At 38.7% G+C, this 19,236-nt stretch carries 19 protein-coding genes and 1 other annotated feature; of the genes, 17 read left to right on the forward strand and 2 right to left on the reverse strand.

Annotated elements, in window-relative coordinates; translation table 11 throughout:
• The first annotated feature begins 3 nt into the window (after window positions 1-3).
• The 7 genes from walK to AMR95_RS11835 all read left to right on the forward strand — a co-directional run bounded on the left by walK (window position 4) and on the right by AMR95_RS11835 (window position 7,103).
• Window positions 4-1,842, forward strand: coding sequence for a cell wall metabolism sensor histidine kinase WalK (gene walK, locus AMR95_RS11805; protein WP_024424029.1), 1,839 nt, complete (start codon window positions 4-6; stop codon window positions 1,840-1,842).
• A complete protein-coding gene (yycH, locus tag AMR95_RS11810) occupies window positions 1,832-3,211 on the forward strand; it encodes a two-component system activity regulator YycH (protein WP_058838355.1) in 1,380 nt (459 codons plus the stop codon). Before walK ends, yycH begins: the two co-directional genes overlap by 11 nt.
• Window positions 3,198-4,061: a two-component system regulatory protein YycI gene (locus AMR95_RS11815; RefSeq protein ID WP_058838356.1), complete on the forward strand. Its 864-nt coding sequence runs from the start codon at window positions 3,198-3,200 to the stop codon at window positions 4,059-4,061. The genes yycH and AMR95_RS11815 overlap by 14 nt, the downstream gene beginning before the upstream one ends.
• A 6-nt stretch (window positions 4,062-4,067) precedes the next feature.
• The gene (locus AMR95_RS11820; protein WP_058838357.1) at window positions 4,068-4,862 is read left to right on the forward strand and encodes an MBL fold metallo-hydrolase; all 795 of its coding nucleotides are present in this window, start codon (window positions 4,068-4,070) and stop codon (window positions 4,860-4,862) included.
• A gap of 78 nt (window positions 4,863-4,940) precedes the next feature.
• Complete coding sequence (locus AMR95_RS11825; protein WP_442854364.1) at window positions 4,941-6,131, forward strand: S1C family serine protease; 1,191 nt, start codon at window positions 4,941-4,943, stop codon at window positions 6,129-6,131.
• Window positions 6,132-6,199: 68 nt separating this feature from the next.
• The gene (locus AMR95_RS11830) at window positions 6,200-6,664 is read left to right on the forward strand and encodes a GNAT family N-acetyltransferase (RefSeq protein WP_058838359.1); all 465 of its coding nucleotides are present in this window, start codon (window positions 6,200-6,202) and stop codon (window positions 6,662-6,664) included.
• Window positions 6,665-6,794: 130 nt separating this feature from the next.
• On the forward strand, window positions 6,795-7,103 hold the full coding sequence (locus tag AMR95_RS11835; RefSeq protein ID WP_052196541.1) for a hypothetical protein: 309 nt from the start codon (window positions 6,795-6,797) through the stop codon (window positions 7,101-7,103).
• A 75-nt stretch (window positions 7,104-7,178) separates the two neighbouring features.
• On the opposite strand, the gene AMR95_RS11840 is transcribed toward AMR95_RS11835, so the two are convergent.
• Together AMR95_RS11840 and AMR95_RS11845 are read right to left on the reverse strand one after the other, a co-directional pair.
• Entirely contained in the window at window positions 7,179-8,060 is an 882-nt protein-coding gene (locus AMR95_RS11840) for an ABC transporter ATP-binding protein (RefSeq protein WP_058838360.1), read from the reverse strand.
• Window positions 8,061-8,750, reverse strand: a complete 690-nt coding sequence (locus AMR95_RS11845) for an ABC transporter permease subunit (protein ID WP_058838361.1) — start codon at window positions 8,748-8,750, stop codon at window positions 8,061-8,063.
• A 192-nt stretch (window positions 8,751-8,942) separates the two neighbouring features.
• Window positions 8,943-9,213 (forward strand) — a binding site (T-box leader).
• A 111-nt stretch (window positions 9,214-9,324) separates the two neighbouring features.
• Between AMR95_RS11845 and AMR95_RS11850 the strand changes: the two genes are divergently transcribed.
• The 10 genes from AMR95_RS11850 (at window position 9,325) to AMR95_RS11890 (ending at window position 19,101) form a co-directional block, all read left to right on the forward strand.
• Window positions 9,325-10,185 carry an SAM hydrolase/SAM-dependent halogenase family protein gene (locus AMR95_RS11850; RefSeq protein ID WP_024427616.1) on the forward strand — a complete coding sequence of 287 codons (861 nt, stop codon included), beginning with the start codon at window positions 9,325-9,327 and terminating at the stop codon, window positions 10,183-10,185.
• Between the two features lie 14 nt (window positions 10,186-10,199).
• Window positions 10,200-10,757: an ECF-type riboflavin transporter substrate-binding protein gene (locus tag AMR95_RS11855; protein ID WP_024424020.1), complete on the forward strand. Its 558-nt coding sequence runs from the start codon at window positions 10,200-10,202 to the stop codon at window positions 10,755-10,757.
• Window positions 10,758-10,776: 19 nt separating this feature from the next.
• On the forward strand, window positions 10,777-12,492 hold the full coding sequence (locus tag AMR95_RS11860) for an ABC transporter ATP-binding protein (protein WP_058838362.1): 1,716 nt from the start codon (window positions 10,777-10,779) through the stop codon (window positions 12,490-12,492).
• A complete protein-coding gene (locus AMR95_RS11865; protein ID WP_058838363.1) occupies window positions 12,483-13,313 on the forward strand; it encodes an energy-coupling factor transporter transmembrane component T family protein in 831 nt (276 codons plus the stop codon). The genes AMR95_RS11860 and AMR95_RS11865 overlap by 10 nt, the downstream gene beginning before the upstream one ends.
• A gap of 162 nt (window positions 13,314-13,475) precedes the next feature.
• Window positions 13,476-13,646 (forward strand): CxxH/CxxC protein, encoded by a 171-nt coding sequence (locus AMR95_RS18905; RefSeq protein WP_008360116.1) that lies wholly within the window; start codon window positions 13,476-13,478, stop codon window positions 13,644-13,646.
• A gap of 80 nt (window positions 13,647-13,726) precedes the next feature.
• Entirely contained in the window at window positions 13,727-14,206 is a 480-nt protein-coding gene (gene rlmH / locus AMR95_RS11870) for a 23S rRNA (pseudouridine(1915)-N(3))-methyltransferase RlmH (RefSeq protein ID WP_056766716.1), read from the forward strand.
• A 44-nt stretch (window positions 14,207-14,250) separates the two neighbouring features.
• The gene (locus tag AMR95_RS11875; protein WP_058838364.1) at window positions 14,251-16,377 is read left to right on the forward strand and encodes an ATP-binding protein; all 2,127 of its coding nucleotides are present in this window, start codon (window positions 14,251-14,253) and stop codon (window positions 16,375-16,377) included.
• 6 nt (window positions 16,378-16,383) lie between these two features.
• On the forward strand, window positions 16,384-17,019 hold the full coding sequence (locus tag AMR95_RS11880) for a hypothetical protein (RefSeq protein ID WP_058838365.1): 636 nt from the start codon (window positions 16,384-16,386) through the stop codon (window positions 17,017-17,019).
• On the forward strand, window positions 17,003-17,650 hold the full coding sequence (locus tag AMR95_RS11885) for an HNH endonuclease (RefSeq protein WP_058838366.1): 648 nt from the start codon (window positions 17,003-17,005) through the stop codon (window positions 17,648-17,650). The genes AMR95_RS11880 and AMR95_RS11885 overlap by 17 nt, the downstream gene beginning before the upstream one ends.
• 20 nt (window positions 17,651-17,670) lie before the next feature.
• A complete protein-coding gene (locus AMR95_RS11890) occupies window positions 17,671-19,101 on the forward strand; it encodes an Eco57I restriction-modification methylase domain-containing protein (protein WP_197412155.1) in 1,431 nt (476 codons plus the stop codon).
• Window positions 19,102-19,236 lie beyond the last annotated feature (135 nt).

Genomic DNA, 19,236 nt, shown 5'->3' on the forward strand with positions numbered 1-19,236 from the left:
CTTATGAGTAAAGTAGGTTTTTTTCGCTCGATTCACTTCAAATTGACCTTGATTTACGTGCTGCTGATCATCGTCGCCATGCAGATCATTGGCGTGTACTTTGTGAAGCAGCTAGAGCAGTCCTTAATTAATTCATATGATAATTCCTTGAATCAGCGAATCTACTCGTTATCGTATTACCTAGAACAAGATTCATCGAAAAGCAAGGCAGAATTAAAAGAGGATGCTCAAAAGATATTAAACGATTTTAACAACAAAGATGAGTCTAATGAAATCTCTGAAGTCAGCTATATTGACGAAAGCAGAGAGGTCATTGCCTCTGTCAATAACGGCAGCCAAGAGATTGCCGGCAAGAAAATCACTGATCAAATCATTAGCCGTATTTTCGCGGTTGGCAAAGACTATGAGAAAAAATTCTATGACCCTGAATCAAATAAAAGGGTGCGTATTTCTGCGACAGCCGTAAAAAATGAGAACCAAGAGACCGTTGGTGTGATTTATGTTGTGTCTTCAATGGAAAGTGTGTTTAACCAAATGCGAACCATTAACACCATTTTGGCGACTGGAACACTGATTGCACTTGGGACGACTGCTCTACTTGGTATCTTCATCTTCAGAACGATCACTCATCCTATTTCAGATATGAGAAAGCAAGCGATCGAGCTTGCCAAAGGGAACTTCTCCAGGAAGGTCCGGAAGTATGGGCATGATGAGATTGGGCAGCTTGCGACAACCTTTAACCATCTGACGAGAGAGCTGGAGGAAGCTCAGCTGATGACGGAGGGTGAGCGGAAAAAGCTTTCTTCTGTTATTGCCTATATGACGGACGGCGTCATCGCAACGAATCAAAACGGTGCAATTATTCTATTAAACAGCCCCGCATTAGAGCTGTTGAATGTTTCACGTGAAACAGCATTAGAGATGCCGATTACGTCTTTACTTGGCTTAGAGGAAACTCATACATTTGAAGATTTAGTCGAAAATCAAGATTCCATGCTGATCGAAATTGAACGCGAAGACCAGCTGTCTGTATTGCGTGTAAATTTCTCCGTTATTCAGAAAGAGCATGGGAAAATTGATGGCTTAATTGCGGTCATTTATGATGTCACTGAGCAGGAGAAAATTGATGCGGAACGTCGTGAATTCGTCGCGAACGTATCGCATGAGCTGCGCACACCGCTGACGACGATGCGAAGCTACCTTGAGGCGCTGGCTGAAGGTGCGATTGGTGATAAGGAGCTTGCGCCAAGATTCCTTAGTGTCACACAAAATGAAACTGAGCGCATGATCCGGCTTGTCAATGACCTGCTGCAGCTGTCTAAGTTCGACAGCAAGGATTATCAATTCAACCGTGAGTGGACGAACTTTATCAGGTTTATCTCGCTCGTCATTGATCGTTTTGAAATGACGAAGGAGCAGCATGTCGATTTTATCCGCAACCTGCCGCAGCGTGAAGTATATGTGGAAATCGATCAAGATAAAATTACACAGGTGCTCGATAATATCATTTCCAATGCCATGAAATACTCGCCAGAGGGTGGACACATCACGTTTACCGTTGATCTGGATGAAGAGAAAGGCCTTGTGTTATTCAGCGTGAAAGATGAAGGAATCGGTATTCCGAAGAAGGATATGGATAAAATCTTTGAACGTTTTTATCGAGTGGATAAAGCAAGAACAAGGAAGCTGGGCGGAACCGGCCTAGGTCTTGCGATTGCAAAAGAAATGGTTCAGGCTCATGGCGGAGATATTTGGGCTGACAGCATTGAAGGAAAAGGGACAACGGTGACCTTTACCCTTCCGTACAATGAAGAACAAGAGGATGATTGGGATGAAGCGTGAGACCTTTAAAACCATAATATTGACAATCCTAATTGCGATCAGTCTAGTATTTACGTGGAATATCTGGATGTTCCAGCCCGTCATGCAGGATCAGGCAGATACAGGCACAAAAGTCGTGGAAACGAAGAAGATTTCAAGCGACGAGCCTAGAAGTCTCATTGATGTCGTGAAGCCGCGCGAGATGTTTATCCATTCAAATGGGGAGCATTTTAAAGTAGATCAAAAGGAACTCTTTCAAAACTTTTGGAATGATGTGAGCCTTTGGGATGTCAAAGAGATTAATGATGTGTCGGATCAATATTCCGAGCAGAAATTTAAGAATTTCTTCTATGGACGCGAAGGGCAAGGAAAGACATTGGATCTTGTGTTCAATGATCCGATTCCGATTGATATTTTCCAAGCGCTTTTTAAATGGCCGAACAAGTCCATTGAATACAACTCGTTTGATCGGATGATCGTGCCGTTCGCTCAGCAGGATAAGGCCAATAAGAAAGTGTACTTGGTCTCATACAGCAAGGAAACGGTGCTTGAGCTGACAATTGAGTCCGCCAACTACCGTAATCTAATGGACAGTATCGCTGCCGCTCAAAACGAGATGCCGCGCTATGATCTTTATACATTCTCTACGAATTCTAAACGAGATTTCCTTCTTCCGAGAAAGCAAAAGCAGCTTGAAGCGAAAATGTTCTTTATCGAAACGATTAAGACAAACAAGTTCAAAGACGCTTTGTTTACGGACCCGAGTCTTGTCGGTGAGGAATCTAATTTAAACCGGACGGTATACACAGATGGCACAAGCCGCCTTGAAGCCAATCAAAAAGACCACCGCATTCAATATCAGCATCGCAATATCAATTCCAGCACTGTTTTCCAAACGGGGGATTTGATCAAGCGAAGCGTGAAATATTTCAATGATACGGGAAGCTTTACTGATGACTACCAATACTTTGGCATCAACAGCAACCAGCAGCTGTCCTTCAATATGTTTATGGACGGTCTGCCGATTGTGAACAGTACAAAGCATCCATTTGGGATGACCTCCCTTGAAGTCCAATGGGCGAATGATGACATTTTGAATTACAAGCGTCCAAATTATATTCTTGGCAATAAAGCGAGTCAAAGTGAACAGGTCAAGCTGATGAACGGGACAGAGCTGAAGGACTTGATCATCAAGCAGACGAAATATGATGATCTGGAGAAAATTGAACAGATTTTCCCGGCATATCAAGCTGCTTCAACTCCATCAGACCAAGATCAAGGGATGTTTGTCTGGCTGGAGCCTGTATGGTGTATGAAGTATAACGGCAAAACCGTGATTCTATCGAATGATCTTTTGACAGAGGGGAGCGAGAATCATGGAGTGGAATAAGACCAAAACGATCTTTATCCTAGCCTTTCTCGTTCTCGATATCTTTCTAGGTTTTCAATACTTTGAAAAACGGTCAACCGATCATTTTGCGATTATCGAAAAAACGGATACGCTGGAAGAAATGAAGGCAGACGGGATCAAATATGGCAATCTATCAGATGAAGCGAAGATTGGATACCGCATTACAGCTGAAAAGAAACAATATACGAAAAAGGATGTCGACGGATTAGCTGATCAAAAGGCGAAAAGCACATTCCCGAAAACAGACAAAGATGATCCTGTCACGCTGCTTGAAATGACCTTCAACAAACCAGTTGCCTTGCCGAAAAAGGATATCAAAACAGCGGCGACGAACCTTGTGAACCAGCGTTTGCTGGATGGGAAGAATTATAAGCTGTGGAATATAGATGAAGAGACAGGGGAAATCGTCTTTTTTCAAACGTATAAAGGGAAATACATCTTCCAAGAAGGCCTTGATGACACCGAAACCATCGGGAAAATCACCTTAGATCTTAACGATCAAAACGAAGTTGTCTCTTATCAGCAGTCAATGGTGACGTCGATTAATGAAGTGAGAAAAGAAACACTTGTCCCAGCACTTGAAACCGTGAAGGACTTATATACGCAAAATTTGCTGAGCCAAAACACGACCGTGAAAAAGGTAGAGCTTGGTTACTATACGCAATACCCGGGGGCAAGCACGCAAGTCATGGTTCCTGTATGGCGTGTGGAGCTTGAAGGCGTATCAGCAGGTTCAAAGAAAAAGACAGAGGAAGAATATTTGATCAATGCCATCGATGGCTCAACACTTGATCATATAGAGAAAGATGACAAATCTTCAATGGAGTGAGAGAACATGAGCTTGCAGTTCAGTGTACTAGCGAGCGGAAGTACGGGGAACGCTTTTTATTTAGAAACAGACGAGCATGCCTTTTTGGTCGATGCTGGTTTAAGCGGCAAACAGATGGTCGAGCTGCTTGGCCAAATCGACCGCAAGCCTGAAGACTTGGACGGCATTTTTGTGACACACGAGCACTCCGATCATATTAAAGGGCTTGGTGTCATGGCAAGAAAGTACAAGCTTCCTGTCTATGCAAATGCGAAAACATGGAAGGCGATGGAATCTCATATCGGAAAAATCGATACAGAGCAGAAATTCCATTTTGATATGGAGACCATTCAATCCTTTGGCGGTCTTGATGTCGAGTCATTTGGCGTCTCACACGATGCGGCAGAGCCTATGTTTTACGTATTCCATTATGGAGGGCGCAAACTTGCGCTCATGACAGATACCGGCTATGTGAGTGACCGCATGAAAGGCATTATTAAGTCAGCCAATACGTTTGTGTTTGAGAGCAATCATGATGTCGGTATGCTGCAAATGGGCCGATACCCATGGAGCATTAAGCGTAGAATTCTGAGCGATGTCGGACATGTATCAAATGAAGATGCTGCTCTTGCGATGACAGATGTCATTGGAGATGCCACCTCACGCATTTATTTGGCTCACTTGAGTCAAGACAACAACATGAAGGATTTAGCCCGTATGGCGGTCCAGCAGACGCTTGAAATGAAGGGCTTTGTTGTCGGGGACGGCTTTGATTTATTTGATACGGACCCGAAAAAAGCAACCCCGCTTTGCGCCGTATGATTTTTACAATCGTATGATTAAGATAAGAGCTTCTTACCAACACTATATACATCATCTATTCACTGAAAGGAAGGAAACATAGTGGATTATCGCGATGTAGAGTGGAAGCCGAGACGAAGCAGAAAAGGATATTTTCTTTCTGGTTTGATCGGTGTATTGGTAGGAGCTTTTTTAATGGGATTCTTTTTCCCCTATGTATCTGGACAGAGCGGCAGTCCCTTTGGATGGCAGCAAAACGGTGATGGACAAACATCTCAGGGCCCTTTAAAAACTGTGAATGTAAACGTCAATGATGCTGTCACGAAAGTGGTGTCTAATATGTCAGATACGGTAGTCGGCGTCATTAATATTCAAAAGTCGAGCTTTTGGGAGGAAGGCGGAGAAGCAGGCAGCGGGTCAGGTGTGATCTATAAAAAAAAGGGTGACACGTTTTATATTGTCACAAACCATCACGTCATCAAAGGCGCCAACCAGCTTGAAGTGAGCCTTCATGATGGGACAAGAATTGGTGCCAATCTTGTCGGCAGTGATCAGCTCATGGATTTAGCGGTTCTCACTGTCAAAAGTGATAAAATCAAGAAAACGGCAGCCTTCGGTAACTCAGATCATGTGAAGCCGGGTGAGCCAGTCATCGCCATTGGAAATCCATTAGGGCTTGAATTCGCAGGCTCTGTCACACAAGGGGTCATTTCGGGCACGGAGCGAGCGATCCCTGTCGACTCAAATGGAGACGGACAAACGGATTGGAATGCAGAAGTACTGCAAACAGACGCCGCCATCAATCCTGGAAACAGCGGTGGTGCCTTGATCAATATGGACGGAAAAGTGATCGGCATCAACTCAATGAAGGTTGCTGAATCAGAGGTAGAAGGAATCGGGCTATCTATTCCAGCGAATTTGGTTATCCCTGTCATAGAGGATTTAGAGCGCTATGGAGAGGTGAAGCGTCCGTATCTTGGCGTCGGCATGAAATCATTAGCGGATATTGCGAGTTACCACTGGCAGGAAACATTGAAGCTGCCATCCAAGGTCACATCTGGGGTTGTTGTCATGAGTGTTGAGCCTTTATCTCCAGCAGGAAAAGCAGGACTAAAAGAGCTGGATGTCGTGACCTCCTTTGATGGCAAAAGTGTACAGAATATCGTAGATCTTCGTAAATACTTATATCAAAAGAAGGTCGGCGACAAGGTAAGAATGCAATTTTACCGAAGCGGGAAGAAAAAATCAGCAGAGATTAAACTTTCTCAAACCGACCGATATGGCAGCTAACCAGTTCCAGTAAGGGACTGGTTTTTTTGGCATGACTGACATATGATGAAGAAAAGGGGGTTGTACGATTGGTTACACTACAACGGATGTCACAAACCGATTACGATGTATTGATAAAGAAGGCCATTCAGCGGTACGCGGAAGAAAAGGTACTCGCAGGGACATGGGAAAAGGAAGAATCACTTGCGAACGCAGAAGAACAATTTGACAGACTCCTTCCAGAAGGACTTCAGACAGAGCATCATGAGCTGTGGAATTTCTTAAACGGAGATGAAGCGATTGGCTGGGTTTGGCTTTGCTATGACCCGAATCACCCGCAGCACGAAGGATTTATTTATAACTTTATTTTGTTTGAAGCTTATCGAGGAAAAGGCTTTGCAAAGCAGGCTATTGCTGCATTAGAAGAGGAGGCAAAGTCATTAGGTGTGCAAAAACTCTCGCTCCATGTCTTTGCTCACAATCAAATCGCCCGTTCGCTGTACGAAAAAACAGGATTTGAAGAAACTGGGATCTATATGAGTAAACCTTTATAAAAAAGAGCTTTTTGAATTCCTAATACCACTCAAGGACGGATTCGAGAGCCCTCATTGTTCATCGGAACACGTTGTTCGGTTCGGAAAGTATAAGGATCGGAAACGGTATTTTAGGGAAGTGATTCATGATATGATAAGTGTTCTTGAAAAATTTATGGATGAACCTTGGTGGATAATCAATGATATTATGTCGGAATTTTTAAATGCGGAATTAAAGAAAGAAGTTCATCCAAATCACATTCTCTACGGAAAAAAGGCTATCGCAGTTGCGAAAAGGGAAGATAACGACGATGTAGTTTATTGGATAAGTGAACTAAAAAAATTCGCCTTAGTTCATTTAACGTATTCCGCAGAAAACACAAGCCAATATCCAAAAACACAGTTACTTACAATAGTTGAATTGGAGGAACATTGTAAAAATGTATCCGAGTTTTACTAAATATGTGTTAATGATCAACACTAAACAGAGCCAAAAAAAAGAAGAAGTACCGTGCAGAAAGCGTACGGTACTTTTTTATGAGGACATCATGGCATCCTGAGCCGTGACTCTGTATAAATCGACTTTACACTTCACGAAAGCGCGAATGATCGCTGGAACTTGAGCTTCTGAACGAATTAACAATGAGGTCTCGTCATCACTGATCACAAGATCTGTTCCGACAGTTTGTAGGTACTGCGTGAGAACAGGTTTCACCTCATCATCAATCCATGCATGCTTGAAGGTTGCACGTATGTTTGAGGATGTGATGGTTTTCTCTTGAGGATGAGTATGTGGGGACACTAATTTTCCTTCAGAAATGAATGCAGTTTTGGTACAAATACTATTGGTGAACCTTGGGCGGTCAGCTGTTAAAAAGACGGTTTTTCCTTCATCCTTTAATGCTTCAATGACCCGCTGGATGTGCAAGATCGAATCTGCATCAATATCGGCAAAAGGCTCGTCGAGTAAAATAAATTCCGGCTGATGGGCGATGGCCTGCGCCATTCCAAGCCGCTTTTTCATACCAGGTGTGAAGGCACCGACCTTCTCCTGATGATCATGATGTAAGCCGACAAATTCGAGCAGTTCTTCATAATCACTCGTTTTCTGGCGTGTTCCGGTGATTTTTGATAAATAGGCAATATGCTCAAGAGCCGTAAGACCTTCATATAAATCCGTATATTCAGGCAGAACACCGATATGCTGCCTCACTTTTTTTAGCGAAGGCTTATTCATCACTGTAAACGTACCAGAGGTAGGGCGGGAGATTCCGGTAATAATATTGAAAAACGTCGTCTTACCAGATCCCTTTGGTCCAATGAGTCCGAAGATATCGCCTTGATTGACATCAAGATTAATATCATCTATTGCGACTTTTGTACGATATTTTTTTGTAAGCCCTTTTGTATGAAGCATCTACACATCCCTCCTTTGAAACAGCAGTGCAGTTCCAATGAGTAAGATAACGGTCAATGCCGTGTTCATTAGGACGTAGGTCAGCGGTTCACTCCAGCGCGCATAATAATAAGGCGTCATATATTGGAACCAATGAATCATTCGTTCTGAAGAAAGAACAGAAATCATACTGACGATTGGGAAAAGAAAGGAAAATAACATGCCGACAAACATTGATTTCTGCGGTGTTGGAAAGAGCATGGATAAAAATAAAGCACATGAGATACCGACACTGATAAAGGTTAAGATTTTTAACGCATCAGAGAACAAAAAACGGTGTGAAATCATCATATTCAGGACATATGTCGTCATAATACAGCTAAGCCAAAACAGCATCAGTCCAAGATATTTCCCGATGATGATGTTCAAACGGGTTGTTTTACTGACGAGAAAACGAATGGTTTTCAAATGAATTTCGCGGCTTAAAATATCATGAGACAACAAAAAAATAAGGAAAAAACCAAATAAAGAAATCACCAGTTCATTCCCAATAGAATAAGGATCCTTTGCCAGTTCCCATTGTTCCTGATGAGCAGCGATAAATGGAAGACTTGAAACAAAAGTAGATAAAATGAAAATAATAACAATTGTTAAAATAGATTTTGTGCTTTTGAAGAGCTGCTTAAACTCATTCATACAGATGGTCCACACACGCTGTACCTCCCTTCACCTTTATTATACCCCTAGAATAGAAAGACACCATATCTTGCTCTTTAACATTTGTTTAAATTTCATAAAAAGAAGACTCTTCCAGCACCAGTTGACTCATTTTTAAAAATGTTCAGAAAAATATCTTGATTTATGAAAAAACATCATGTATGATAGCTTTAATTCAAGATAATTATACAGGCAATGACGAGAGAAAGTACAATCATCAATTTTTCCACAGAGAGCTTCGGCAGCTGAAAAGAAGCAAAAATAATGATTCGAAAAATGGTCTCTGAGCCTCGTGCTGAACATATCTATGATATTAGTAGGTGACGACGAGAGTTGGTACTCGTTATCAAAACCACAGTATATGAGCCAGATTGGAGCTTTGTACTTGTAGAGGCTGTTTAGCGCGAGCAAACAGTAAATAAAGGTGGTACCACGAGACAAATACCTCGTCCTTATGATTCAAAGATAAGGATGGGGTATTTTTTATTGTCCACTTTTTTTCATACAATTGTTCAAATGTTCCACGTGAAACACCACATCCATTTTTTCACATGAAAGGGAGATTGACATGAGTGAACATGCATTGGTTTTACAATCAGATTTCGGCATTGATGATGGAGCTGTCAGTGCGATGTACGGAGTGGCAAATACGGTCAGCAGCAGCATCCGCATTTTTGATTTAACACACAATATTCCGCAGTATGACATTTGGGAAGCTTCTTATCGTCTGCTTCAAACCGTCACATACTGGCCGGAAGAGACGGTATTCGTTTCCGTCGTTGACCCAGGAGTTGGGTCAGAGAGAAAAAGTCTTGTTGTCAAAACGACAAGCTCACACTATATCATTACCCCAGATAACGGGACACTCACGCACGTCGCGCAGGATATTGGCATTGTGGAAGCCCGTTATTTAGATGAAACCATTAACCGGCTGCCAAAGTCGGGAAAATCACATACATTCCATGGGAGAGATATTTACGCTTATACAGGAGCAAGAATTGCATCAGGTGTCATTTCTTTTGAAGAGGTTGGGCCAAAGGCGAATATTGATGATATTATCCATCTTCCAGTCGTACAGGCATATGCAGAAGAAGATGTGATCACAGGGACGATTGATATTTTAGATGTGAGATTCGGAAACCTATGGACAAACATTCATCACACGCTATTTGAACAGCTTTCAATTAATTATGGGGATGCAATAGAAGTTACCATTGCCAACGGGCCGAAAAATGTGTATAAAAATATCATGACCTATGGACGATCTTTTGCCGACTTAAAGGTAGGCGAACCACTCGTATATGTCAATTCACTCGACCATTTAGGCGTGGCGATCAATCAAGGGTCATTTGCAAAGGCTTATAACATCGGTACAGGCACAGGCTGGCGCCTTTCGATTCGCAAAGCTCCGCGCATTATATACGAATAAGAGGAGGATACATCATGGCAGGAAAACAACTTTCAACGAAAACTGTCGTTGCTATTGGAATTGGCGCAGCCGTCTTTGTGATTTTAGGACGATTTGTCTCCATTCCAACTGGAATTCCGAATACACAAATTGAAACCTCATACGCATTCCTTGCATTAATGGCCGTGCTATTTGGTCCTGTTGCAGGCGCATTGATTGGTTTTATTGGCCATCTCATTAAAGATGCGACCACATTTGGCCCTTGGTGGAGCTGGATTATTGTTTCGGGTGTCGTTGGTTTATTGATCGGCTTTATTTCTAACCGTTTAAAAGTAGAAGAGGGAGACTTCGGCTGGAAGAAAATCACGCTCTTCAACGCCGTACAAGCAGGCGCACAGGCATTAGGCTGGTTTATCATTGCTCCTGTGCTCGACATTGTGATCTATGCAGAACCTGCGAACAAAGTATTTGTTCAAGGCATCGTGGCAGGGATTTCGAACATCATCACAGTTGGTGTACTAGGAACCATCATCATTGCAGCCTATGCAAAAACGAGAAGCAAAAGCGGCAGTCTATCGAAAGAAACATCATGAAGCAAGGTGGAACACATAAATGAAGAAACCGATGATTCAATTCGAACATTTCGGATTCAAGTATCGCAGTCAGGCAGAACCAACATTAAAGGATATCAACCTGACCATCTATGAAGGAGAAAAAGTTCTCATCGCAGGCCCGTCTGGATCGGGAAAAAGCACACTAGCCCATTGTATCAATGGGCTAGTTCCTGCGTCTTATAAAGGTTCTATGGAAGGAAGTCTTCACATCGGCGGGAAAAATGCAGAGAAAGAGAACATTTTCACCCTCTCCCAGCTTGTCGGAACGGTGCTTCAGGACCCTGATGGACAATTCATAGGGTTGACCGTTGGAGAAGACATTGCATTTACACTTGAAAATGATCAAGTCATACGCGAAGAAATGAAAACACGTGTCGAGGAAGCGGCAAGATTAACAGAGGTAGACGGCAAGCTGGCATCGTCCGTGCATGAGCTGTCAGGCGGACAAAAACAACGTGTCGCCATTGCAGGCGTACTGGTCAACGATGTCGATATTTTACTGTTTGATGAACCACTTGCAAGCCTTGATCCCGCAACAGGTAAAGAAGTCATCGACCTCATTGACCGGCTGCAAAAACAAACGAAAAAAACCATTGTGATGGTTGAGCACCGATTAGAAGACGTCCTCTTCCGTCATGTGGACCGCATCATCGTTGTCAATGAAGGAACGATTGTAGCAGATATGACACCAGATGAATTGCTCGCCTCAAACGTATTAGAAGCGGCGTATTTGCGTGAGCCTTTATATGTAAAGGCGATGAAATACGCAGGCATTCCGGTTGCACCGGGGGATCAGATCGCTGATTTACAGCGTCTCACTCTAAACGACGAAGCAAAAGAGAAAATCGAGCAATGGATGGAAGCATCTGAGCCATCAGTAGATCAGATTGCAGCACAGGATTTACTAGAAGTGCGCGATCTGAGCTTTGATTATCCAACAAGACCAAACACGCTGAGCAACATCTCTTTTACCGTCAAAAAGGGAGAAATGATCAGCATCGCAGGAGCCAATGGCGCAGGCAAGACAACATTATCTAAGGTGCTCTGTGCGTTTGAAAAGCCAACGAAAGGCTCAATTCTTTTAAATGGTGATGACATCACAGGAGATACGATCAAACAGCGCTCCGAACGAATCGGCGTCGTCATGCAAAACCCCAATCAAATGATTTCAAAACAAATGATCTTTGATGAAGTCGCACTCGGTCTCGTTTTAAGAGGGGTAAAGGAAGAAGAGATCAAAGAACGGGTGGAGCGGGTCCTGAAAGTGTGTGGGCTGTATCCATTTCGGAACTGGCCGGTCTCAGCGCTCAGCTTTGGACAGAAAAAACGCGTCACCATTGCGTCAATTCTTGTATTAGAGCCAGAAATCCTCATCCTAGATGAACCAACCGCAGGACAGGACTTTAAACATTACACAGAGATGATGACGTTTTTAGAACAATTAAATCAGCAGGGTGTCACGATTTTCATGATTACTCATGATATGCACTTGATGCTCGAATACACAACAAGAACCATTGTCATTTCAGATGGAGAAAAAATCGCAGATGATACCCCGGCCAAAGTACTGACAGATCAGCTGCTTGTCCAAAAGGCGAGTTTAAAGGAAACATCGCTGTATGAACTGGCGCTGAAAGCTGATTGGCCGAATCCAAATGAACTCGTAGATCGCTTCATTGAGGTTGACAGAAAGGAACGAATGACATGGCTGTAGACATGCTGTCCTATATCGACCGCCCGTCGCCGATTCACCGGCTGACAGGTGCAACCAAACTCATTTGCTTTATCCTCTGGTCATCCGCAGCGATGCTCACGTATGATACAGGCGTTTTAGTGTTTATGTTAGCCGCCAGTATCGTATTCTTTCAGCTATCAAACGTACGATTTCGTGATATTTCCTTCGTGGTGATCGTCCTGGCGATTTTCCTAGTGATTAATAACATCGCCATTTACATCTTTGCGCCTCAGCAAGGTGTCGCCATCTACGGAGCAAAGCATGAGCTGTTTCATATTGCCGGCTGGTACAACGTCACACTTGAACAGCTTTTCTATCAGTTGAACATTACGCTAAAATACGTGACCGTGATGCCAGCAGCGCTTTTATTTATTGTGACAACAAATCCAAGTGAATTCGCCTCATCGCTCAGCAGAATTGGGGTCAGCTACAGGATTTCCTATGCGGTAGCGATTGCCTTGCGCTATATTCCAGATATTCAGCGGGATTTTCGCACGATCGCGATTTCTCAGCAAGCAAGAGGGATTGATTTATCGAAGAATGAAAAACTGGGGAAACGAATCAAAAATGCGTTGTCTATTGTCATGCCGCTGATTTTCTCCAGCTTGGAGCGGATTGAAACGATCAGCAATGCAATGGAGCTGCGTGGTTTTGGGAAACATAAAAAGCGTACATGGTTTACGGCAAAAGACTTTCAAAAAGCAGATTATGTGGCGTTCATATTTGTTGGTGTGGTACTGATTGTTTCGTTAGTGATTACATTTGTTAGAGGAACGAGATTTTATAATCCGTTTTTATAGAAAGAAGCCTTCACAGGAGTGGAGGCTTTTTTTGTTTGGTTTGTGGATAAAAGGTGGAGGAAATGGTAAAAGACTATTAACATGTGAATAAATCGGTTATATTGAACAATGAGCGAAACACTTGTGAATAACGAGACAATATATTGGAGGAATCAGAAACTTATGAACAAATCACTTTATGCTTGTGCAGAACACATAGAAACCGTATTAGACATGTACATAGATGACCATGAAACGCCACCAGAATTCAGAAAAATCGAACATACACACAGCTTATCCACAACCTGTGAATTGTGCGATGAACCTGCAATATATATAGTGGGGAACGAATGATCGGACACAAAATACACAAATTTTATCCACAATTGTTGATAACTTATATGAATAACTTGTTCTTAAGGTGGGGATGACCTGTGAATATATCAATTATCACAGTAGGAAAATTAAAAGAGAAATATTTAAAGCAAGGCATAGCCGAATACACAAAACGATTACAAGCCTATGCAAAAATCGAAATCATTGAGCTCGCGGACGAAAAAGCGCCAGAGAATCTCAGCGATCAAGACATGAAAATCATCAAAGACAAAGAAGGCGAACGCATCCTAAGCAAAATCAACCCAGACGCCCACGTCATCGCCCTCGCCATCGAAGGAAAAATGAAAACTTCCGAAGAATTAGCCGATACAATAGATAAGCTGGCAACATACGGAAAAAGCAAAGTATGTTTCGTCATAGGCGGATCTCTTGGCTTAAGCGATGCTGTCATGCAGCGTGCGAATGAGAAGTTATCGTTTTCGAGGATGACGTTTCCGCATCAGTTGATGAGGTTGGTGTTGGTGGAGCAGGTTTATCGGGCGTTTCGGATTGTTCGGGGGGAGCCGTACCATAAGTGAAAAGGTTGATATTTATTAATATATAATGGAGTGATAGTGATAATATGGAAAGCGGAAAATTTACGATTGAAGATAGTGAAATCGCGGAATTATTAGGTAGGCAAAACTTCACGACAAAGGACTCTGCAATCTATGAATTAATAAAGAACTGTTATGATGCAGGGGCAAAATTCTGTAATATATATATCGACAATGACTCTATTAGAATATTTGACGATGGAATAGGAATGAATTATGAAAATATTAAAAAGGATTGGATGCATGTCGGAAAAAGTAGTAAAGGGTATATTGATAATAAAAGTAATCGAGTTCTGACAGGCTCTAAGGGTGTAGGTAGATTTGCAACAGCACGACTTGGGAATAGTGTCAAAATTCTTTCGAAGAAAGAAAATAATGACCCAATACTGTGGGAGACAAATTGGGAGTTTTCAAGTTTTAAAAAGATACAAGATGATTTATTACAAGGGACAAATATAGAGATAACAGATCTTAGAGATACGTGGCGTCCCAATGATATAAAGAAGCTAGAAAATTTTCTTATGAGAGCCTACAAAAATGAGGAAATGAAAGTTATTATTCATTATAAACAGGAAAATCCAATACAAATAACACCAATTTTCAAAAACATTAAGTTAGGTGTTAACTGTTCAAGTAAAATCACTCTAGATTATAAAAGTGATGAAATGAAATTAGTAGTACTAATTGAATCTGACGAATTTACAGATGAAATTGCAAGTATTATAGATATTAACAAAATTAAGGTATATCAAGAGACATTTAATATGCAATATGAAGTAAATATATTCGATTCTAATGAAGATTTAGAAAATTTGCTGACTTATTTAGGAGATTTTAGTGCTGAGTTTTATTTTGGCTTGTCAAAACAACAAAAAGATATGGCTAAACATTATATGTATAAGTATAACGGACTCGAATTAATAGATGTGGATATCGCTTTATATAGAAATGATTTCAGTATATCATCTCTAGAGGGAAAAAAAGATTGGTTATCTATTTCTTCAAGAGCTAGGAAATCGCCAGCAGCTGCTAGCCATTTAACAGGAAGTTGGAGAGTTAGGCTAAATCAGATATCTGGATTTGTTCAAATTGATAAAATAAATAATAAGAATTTGAAAGATCTAGCTAATAGACAAGGAATAGAAGAAGATGATTATTATGATATATTCTGCAAGATTATACATTTTGGTCTGGGTAGATTTGAGAAGCAACGACAGAGCATCATTAGAAAAATAGTACAATATAGAGGTGATGAAAAGAGGACGGCTAAAAATGAGGTTCTGAAGGAGTTTCTTAATAAACCGTTAAGTGTAAAGGAAATGTCGGAAGAAAAAGTGACCTCTTTGGCAAGTGAAATTAAAGGGTTTCAGAAGGAAGCAAATGAAAAATCTAAAGTTTTCAAAGAAAGTGAACAAAAATATAAATATGATGTTAGGATATTAAATGTTCTTGCTACCCAAGGGTTAAGAGCAAGTGCTATTGCTCATGAATTACATAACAATAGAAATAATTTAAGTTCAGGATACAGGGATATTGTTGACGCACTAAAAGAATATGGATTTTGGGAAGAGTTACTATCAGATGAGTATACAAAAGTATCTTACAAAAATGTCCCATTAACACTTAATAATTTAAATAAGATTAATCATAAATTATTAGTATTTCTAGATATAATTCTAAATAAAATAGAAAAAAGAAAATTTAAATCCAAAGTAGAGGATATTGAAGAGACGATAAGTAACACTGTGAAAGTATGGAATAAACAATATGACTGGGTTTTAATTAAATTTGATTTAATTTATAATCATGAAAGGGAATTTAAATTTTCAGAGGATGTAATTGAGGTTATTCTAGACAATCTGATCTTGAATAGTATTCAGCATAATGAATTAGAGGGTAAACTTAAAATTAATATAGTCTTTAAAATTGAAAGAGAAAAAATTATTGTTGAATACAAAGATAATGGAATTGGTTTACATCCTAAATATAAAGAAGATGCTAGAAGAATTTTAGACGTTCATGAAACTTCTAGGGCTGACGGACACGGATTGGGAATGTGGATAATAAATAATACTGTACATATGTATGAAGGAGAAGTTATTGATATAGATGGTGATGATGGTTTTAAAATTAATTTTAATTTGAAAGGATAATACATTATGACTAAAACTATTAATATATGTTATATAGATGATACACCTGATAGTATGTTAAGTAGATATTTAGATAAATACTGTGAATCTTATTCGAAGGAGAACGATAATGGGTATAATTTAGCTCATTCGGATTACACTTTTAGTGAGGTAGATAATTATAAATCATTGCTCAAAAATACTACAGTTACTAAATCGAACATTATTATTATTGATTCGTGGCTGTTTGAGAATCAAAACTCAACTTTGGGTAAATTTACAGGAGAAGAATTTAAAATAATTCTTAGACAAGTTTTGCCTTTTATAAAAACAATTGTAATTAGTCAAAACGATACTGATAAAAGATCATTAACTATTAAGAAATTTCAATCTATAGGTTCATACAATAGTGAGGAAGAGTCCGAAGATTTTTATGCTAAGGAATTAGGTCCGTTGTTAGAAATGAACATAAAAAGTACTATTGAAGAGTTTGCAGTGTTAGGCAAAATCGAAGAAGACAAAGAAATAGATCAAGTATTAATAAGTACAATTCAAACTACTATAAAAGGTATACAAGATAAAGCTTTATTTGAGAAAGAGGATTTAGATAAGCTTATACTACTTTTTAATGAGGTAAAAGAGAATTATGAAAACAAAAATTAAAGTAGATTATAGACTGACTTCTCTTAATAAACTTGAATTTATTTATGAAAAAGACAAATTTTTAAAAGAATTCAAAAACGAGTTTCCTAAGGCTTGGAATGTTTACGGCTATGTAAATAAAAGAGGAGAAAAATATAATATTAACTTCAGAAAATTATATCATAACAGATGTGCATATTGTGGGGTCAGTACTCAAATTATAAACTCCTCTGAATTCGAAGTGGATCATTTCATTCCTAGATCTAGAACGAATTATAATGCTTCTCTTAGAAAGGAATTTATTAATGGAATATATAATTTAGTTAACAGTTGTAGGCTATGTAATAGAAGTAAAGAAGATTTTTTTGACGAGAAATACGTTGAAATTTTGAATCCAGATAACAACAATTTACCTAGTGTTTTTCATCGAAAAGAAGATTATACAATTGTAATTTCAGATGAATATAAAAATAATAAAACAATCAGTACATTTTATAATAAACTTAAATTAAATAATCAGTTAAGAAGACTAGATTTTTTATTAATGGAAATGAAAGATTTCTGTGAAATTTATGGAGATATAGAGAGAGTAAGTTATCCTATATTAAATCTTATTTCAAATATTGAGAAAAAACGAAGAGAAAGTTATTGATTATTTAAATGGTGATAATAGTGCATAATAAATCTCAAGTATTTACTCCTAAGATATACGTCAATAATATGTTAGATATTATAGGTTATAAAGGGAAAAAAATTATAGGGAAATATATACTGGAAAACTCGTGTGGGGAAGGAAATGTTTTATTAGAAATAACAAATAGATATATTAATTCTGCTCGAAGTCTTAATTATTCAGATGCTAGAATAAAAAGAGATTTAGAAAAATATATAATAGGTTTTGAAATAGATAAAAGAGTTATAGAAATATGTATTAATAGATTAAATGAACTAGCAAATAAGAAAGGAATTCACAACGTTAATTGGAATATTAAAAACGAAGATTATTTGAAACATAGACATAGACACAAAATGGATTATATTGTTGGTAACCCACCATATATTACGTATCAAGAGCTCAGTATTGAAAATAGGTGTTTCCTTAAAGAGACTTTTTTCTCTTGTTCCAAAGGGAAATTTGATTATTGTTATGCTTTTATTGAAAAAAGCATTTCAGAACTTAGCGAAATTGGAAAACTATCTTTTATAATACCTAACAGTATTTTCAAAAATGTTTTTGGTGAAGAACTTAGAAAAATTATGATTAATTTCATTGAGAAAATATATGATTTTAAGGAAAGTTTAATATTCGGTAATAATATATTAACTTCGCCTGCTATTATACTTATAAATAAGCAAATAAAAACAAATACATTAGTTTATAAGGATATAGATAATTCTGAAACACTAAAGATAAATAAAGGTGATCTCAAAAAGAAATGGTTTTTCTCCACAAATTTCTTGGAAAATGCACAAAGCAGTAAAAAATTTGGGGATTATTATAAAGTTTCTAATAGTGTAGCTACTCTATTAAATGACATATTTGTAATTCGTAAGAATGATATAATAAATGAAAATGATTTATATGTAGAAATGAAAGATGGTTCTAAGATAGAAAAAGAAGTTCTTCGGTTAGCTGCAAGTCCAAGAAGCTATTCAATAGCGAGAGAAGAATATATTCTATTTCCTTACTTTTATGAAAATAACAATTTAATGAAGTATAGTGAGATTGAATTTAGGCTTAAATATCCTGAAGCATATAAGTATCTGTATAGTAATATAGAGAAATTAAATAATAGAAGATCTGATAATTCAGCTAAATGGTTTGAATTTGGAAGAAGCCAAGCACTTTCATTTATGAATCGTGAAAAGCTTCTTATTTCATCTGTAATCACTAATGAAGTAAGAACGTATAGATTAGATGAAAATACAATACCTTACTCTGGGTTTTATATAATTCCAACTGGAGAAAAAAACTTGGATGAGGCGGAAAAACTATTAAAATCTGAAGAATTTTTTTCGTATTTATTAATTAGGGGAATTAATGCAAATGGGAAATCCCTTCGTTTTTCTGTTAACGATATTTCTAATTATCCTATTAAATAAATATTAAATTAAGATGTCTTTTATCAACCGTTTTATTGTTAGTTACTCTATTTAATATAATAATGCATTGTGTCCTCTTATTTTATGAAGACTTATTTCTAAAATAAAATTTTATAATTGATATAAATATACAGA

Source organism: Bacillus sp. G1(2015b), assembly GCF_001482475.1.
GTDB classification, from domain to species: Bacteria; Bacillota; Bacilli; order Bacillales; family Bacillaceae; genus Bacillus; species Bacillus safensis.

Bases quoted from the DNA above. Each gene is read 5' to 3' on its own strand.
- AMR95_RS18905 (WP_008360116.1), top strand. From the start codon at position 13,476: ATGAACAAATCACTTTATGCTTGTGCAGAACACATAGAAACCGTATTA.
- AMR95_RS11850 (WP_024427616.1), top strand. From the start codon at position 9,325: ATGAGTGAACATGCATTGGTTTTACAATCAGATTTCGGCATTGATGAT.
- AMR95_RS11815 (WP_058838356.1), top strand. From the start codon at position 3,198: ATGGAGTGGAATAAGACCAAAACGATCTTTATCCTAGCCTTTCTCGTT.
- AMR95_RS11885 (WP_058838366.1), top strand. From the start codon at position 17,003: ATGAAAACAAAAATTAAAGTAGATTATAGACTGACTTCTCTTAATAAA.
- AMR95_RS11865 (WP_058838363.1), top strand. From the start codon at position 12,483: ATGGCTGTAGACATGCTGTCCTATATCGACCGCCCGTCGCCGATTCAC.
- AMR95_RS11835 (WP_052196541.1), top strand. From the start codon at position 6,795: ATGATAAGTGTTCTTGAAAAATTTATGGATGAACCTTGGTGGATAATC.
- AMR95_RS11860 (WP_058838362.1), top strand. From the start codon at position 10,777: ATGAAGAAACCGATGATTCAATTCGAACATTTCGGATTCAAGTATCGC.
- AMR95_RS11855 (WP_024424020.1), top strand. From the start codon at position 10,200: ATGGCAGGAAAACAACTTTCAACGAAAACTGTCGTTGCTATTGGAATT.
- AMR95_RS11840 (WP_058838360.1), bottom strand. From the start codon at position 8,060: ATGCTTCATACAAAAGGGCTTACAAAAAAATATCGTACAAAAGTCGCA.
- AMR95_RS11875 (WP_058838364.1), top strand. From the start codon at position 14,251: ATGGAAAGCGGAAAATTTACGATTGAAGATAGTGAAATCGCGGAATTA.
- yycH (WP_058838355.1), top strand. From the start codon at position 1,832: ATGAAGCGTGAGACCTTTAAAACCATAATATTGACAATCCTAATTGCG.
- AMR95_RS11880 (WP_058838365.1), top strand. From the start codon at position 16,384: ATGACTAAAACTATTAATATATGTTATATAGATGATACACCTGATAGT.
- AMR95_RS11820 (WP_058838357.1), top strand. From the start codon at position 4,068: ATGAGCTTGCAGTTCAGTGTACTAGCGAGCGGAAGTACGGGGAACGCT.
- walK (WP_024424029.1), top strand. From the start codon at position 4: ATGAGTAAAGTAGGTTTTTTTCGCTCGATTCACTTCAAATTGACCTTG.